Source organism: Planktosalinus sp., assembly GCF_059864935.1.
Genome location: NZ_JCBCCK010000081.1, coordinates 1 through 4,005 on the forward strand (window position 1 = coordinate 1; position 4,005 = coordinate 4,005).

Annotated in this window: 5 protein-coding genes and 1 pseudogene; all 6 read left to right on the plus strand. The window is 41.3% G+C overall.

The window, feature by feature from the left end; translation table 11 throughout:
- Positions 1–260, plus strand: a pseudogene (locus tag AC6F75_RS03550) (hydroxymethylbilane synthase); the annotation flags it as partial.
- Positions 261–296: 36 nt separating this feature from the next.
- Complete coding sequence (locus tag AC6F75_RS03555) at positions 297–962, plus strand: uroporphyrinogen-III synthase (protein ID WP_500713572.1); 666 nt, start codon at positions 297–299, stop codon at positions 960–962.
- Between the two features lie 69 nt (positions 963–1,031).
- A complete protein-coding gene (gene hemE, locus AC6F75_RS03560; protein WP_500713576.1) occupies positions 1,032–2,102 on the plus strand; it encodes a uroporphyrinogen decarboxylase in 1,071 nt (356 codons plus the stop codon).
- A 56-nt stretch (positions 2,103–2,158) separates the two neighbouring features.
- Positions 2,159–3,061 (plus strand): oxygen-dependent coproporphyrinogen oxidase, encoded by a 903-nt coding sequence (hemF, locus tag AC6F75_RS03565; RefSeq protein ID WP_500713573.1) that lies wholly within the window; start codon positions 2,159–2,161, stop codon positions 3,059–3,061.
- A 6-nt stretch (positions 3,062–3,067) separates the two neighbouring features.
- Positions 3,068–3,403, plus strand: a complete 336-nt coding sequence (locus tag AC6F75_RS03570; protein ID WP_500713574.1) for a ribonuclease E inhibitor RraB — start codon at positions 3,068–3,070, stop codon at positions 3,401–3,403.
- Between the two features lie 33 nt (positions 3,404–3,436).
- The coding region (locus AC6F75_RS03575) for a porphobilinogen synthase (RefSeq protein ID WP_500713575.1) at positions 3,437–4,005 on the plus strand (569 nt) is incomplete at its 3' end.

Genomic DNA, 4,005 nt, shown 5'->3' on the forward strand with positions numbered 1-4,005 from the left:
TTTGTGTGCATATCGAACGTGAATTTCTAAAAGTTTTGGAAGGCGGCTGTACCGCTCCCATCGGGGCTTTGGCAACGATTAATGGTAATGAAGTTTCTTTTGAGGGTAATCTCTTAAGCCTTGACGGAACGCAAAAGTTTACTGTTCAAAAAACAGTTTCCATTAAGAAAAGTAACGGCTTGGGTCGGCTATGTGCAGAAGAGCTTTTGAATAGTGGCGGAAGGGAGTTGATGGAGGAGATTAAGAAAGAGTTGAACTAAAATTGACGAGACCCCCGCCTTCGCGGGGGTATAGATATGCCAACAGTATTGTTCACAAAAAAACTATCTGAAAGCCAGCGTAGCCTCCTGTTGCAGGCTGGGATTGGTTTAGTTGAATATGATGCCATAACAATTGAACCTGTAGATTTTGAAGTGAAAACCAAAATTGAAAACGCCATCATCACCAGTCAGAATGCTGTAAATAGTTTGGTTGATCAAAAAGTTCAAATTAACAATTGTTTTTGCGTAGGAGTGAAAACCAAGGCAATGCTGGAAGCCAATGGTTTTCAGGTAAAAGTGATGACAGATTATGGAAAAGAACTGGCTGAAATCATAGTTAAAGAGTTTGCCGATGAGTCATTTACTTTTTTTTGCGGAAATTTGAGGCGGGATGAGCTACCGGAACTGTTGAAGGAAAATAATGTGTCCTTTACTGAAGTTGAAGTTTATAAAACTGTTTTAAAGCCCAAAAAGTTTGAGCGCACTTTTGACGGGTTGTTGTTTTTCAGTCCAAGTGCTGTGAAAAGTTTTACGAAAAAAAACACATTAGAAAACACAATAGCTTTTTGTATTGGAACGACCACTGCTGCGGAAGCTGAAAAAAATACAGACAAAATTATAATCGCCAACAAACCCACGATTGAGAATGTGATTGTGCAAGTGGTGAAATATTTTAAAAACCCAAATAATGTAGATGCGTAATATATTACGCATCCAACAAATAAAAAATTGCTTTGCGCCTCTGCGTCTTTGCGAGATATAGATATTATGATGAATAATAGTACAAACAAGAACAAGATTCCCGCCTCCGCGGGAATTAAGAATGACCTTTTCCTAAGAGCTTTAAAAGGCGAAACCGTTGACCGCCCACCCGTATGGATGATGCGACAGGCAGGTCGTTATTTGCCGGAGTTTCAGGAAATCAAACAAAAATATGATTTCTTTACCCGTTGCCAAACCCCGGAGCTGGCTTCCGAAATCACCGTGCAACCCATTCGCCGTTATGGGATGGATGCTGCGATTTTATTCAGTGATATTCTTGTCATTCCGCAGGCGATGAATATTGAAGTAGAAATGAAACCCGGAGTTGGACCCTGGCTACCAAAACCCATCCGTTCACAAAAAGATGTAGACCATGTGATTGTTCCCGATATTCAGGAAACGCTCGGTTATGTGATGGACGCCATCAAAATGACCAAAGAAAAACTGAATAATGAAATTCCGTTGATTGGGTTTGCGGGTTCGCCCTGGACTATTTTGTGTTATTGTGTGCAAGGGCAAGGCTCAAAAAACTTTGATATAGCCAAAGAATTTTGCTTTACGCAACCGCTCGCTGCACATACATTGTTACAAAAAATTACAGATACCACCATCGCATACCTGAAAGAAAAAGTTAAAGCAGGAGTCAATGCCGTTCAGATTTTTGACAGCTGGGGCGGGATGCTTTCACCTACAGATTATCAGGAGTTTTCCTGGCAGTATATGCAACAAATCATCGACGCTTTAAAAGGAGAAACACCTGTGATTGCTTTTGGAAAAGGTTGCTGGTTTGCGCTGGATGTGATGGCACGCTCGGGAGCTTCGGCTTTGGGTGTGGACTGGACGTGTTCGCCCAGAAACGCGCGTTATTTAACCGGGGGCAACATTACCTTACAAGGAAATTTTGACCCCACACGCTTGTTTTCGCCACCGGCGGAAATCAAACGTATGGTGACTCAAATGATCAACGAATTTGGAAAAGACAAATACATCGTTAATTTAGGGCATGGTATTTTACCAAATATTCCTTTGGAAAATGCAGGTGCGTTTATTGACGCGGTGAAGGAATATAAACCTAGCTAAATTTTAAGATTCGACAAATTAAAAACGAGACCCCCGCCTTCGCGGGAATTTGGAGGATGAGAGACAAATTCTACAACTACATACAACAACTGCAGGACACCATAACTTCCAATCTGGAAGAAGTTGATGGTAAAGCCACATTTCAAGAAGACCTTTGGGAACGCCCTGAAGGCGGTGGCGGCAGAACCCGTGTGATTGAAAACGGAAACGTTTTTGAAAAAGGAGGTGTGAATATTTCAGCGGTTCACGGAGTATTGCCCAAAGCGATGCAGGCTTATTTCAACGTGGGAGATTGTGATTTTTTTGCCTGCGGATTGAGCCTGGTGCTGCACCCAAAAAACCCCATGGTCCCAACGGTGCATGCCAATTGGCGTTATTTTGAAATGTATGACAAACAGGGAAACATCATCGATAGTTGGTTTGGCGGCGGACAGGATTTAACACCCTATTACCTGTTTGAAGAAGATGCCAGACATTTTCACAGCGTTTGCAAAAATGCCTGTGACAATCATCATCCCGATTTTTATTCGGAATACAAAAAGAAATGCGATGAATACTTTTACAACAGCCATCGCGGAGAAGCACGTGGTTTGGGCGGATTGTTTTTTGATTATTGCAAAGCAAAGGAGGATTTCTCAATGGAAGACTGGTACAACTTTGTCACAGAAGTGGGTGACAGTTTTCTTGAAGCCTATGTGCCCATAGTAGAAAAAAGAAAAAACCTACCTTACACTCCCAAACAAAGGGAATGGCAAGAAATTCGTCGTGGCCGTTATGTGGAATTCAATCTAGTGCACGACAAAGGCACCTTATTCGGGCTAAAAACCAACGGCCGTATTGAAAGTATCTTGATGAGCCTCCCACCGGTTGTCCAATGGAAATACGACCACCATACTAAACCGGGAAGTGAAGAAGAAAAGCTATTGGAGGTTTTAAAAAATCCTAAAGACTGGGTATAAAAAATTATGAAACGGGCAAATAAGAGAATCACACAGATTTTAAAAGTGTTTGGTGACCGGTTCTATAAAAAGAGAGAGGTGACACATTGGTTTTATTTTAAAAATCTTTCAGATTTAGAAAATTGTGAAGCCCATTTAAAAGAGATTGGATTTGAGACCATGGATAAAGACCTTGAAATCAGAAAAGGTTTTGATAAATTGCTTTTAATTGTTTTTAAGATGCAATCCATTAACGAAGATACTTTTAAATTTTATAAGAAATTTGCTAAGATTGCAGAAAAATACAATGGCTTTTATGACGGATGGGAAACGTCCATTGAAAACGACCAGCAATTAAATTAACTTTGAACATTGAACCATAAACCTTGAATTCAAATGTATCCACTAAGAAGAAACCGAAGACTACGCGCCAACGAAACCATCAGAAGCCTGGTGCGTGAAACCATTATAACACCCAATGATTTTCTGGTGCCGCTATTTGTGGTAGAAGGTAAAGGTGTAAAAGAAGAAATAGCCTCCATGCCCAACTATTACCGATTGAGTCTGGATAACCTGTCCAAAGAAGTGAAAGAGCTTTGGAGCTTAGGTTTAAAAGCTGTTTTGTTGTTTGTAAAAGTAGACGACAAACTCAAAGATAACAAAGGCACGGAAGCCCTTAACCCAAATGGCCTTATGCAGCGCGCCATCAAAACCGTAAAAGACGCTTGTCCCGTTATGCTGGTCATGACAGATGTGGCACTGGACCCTTTTTCGGTTTATGGCCACGATGGAATCATTCATGCCGGTGAAATTTTAAATGATGAAACCAACTCCGTTTTAGCTGAAATGTCACTTTCGCACGCCAAAGCGGGAGCCGATTTTGTGGCCCCCAGCGATATGATGGACGGCCGCATTATTAAAATCCGGAGCTTGTTGGAAGACGAGGGTTTTCACAACACCGGAAT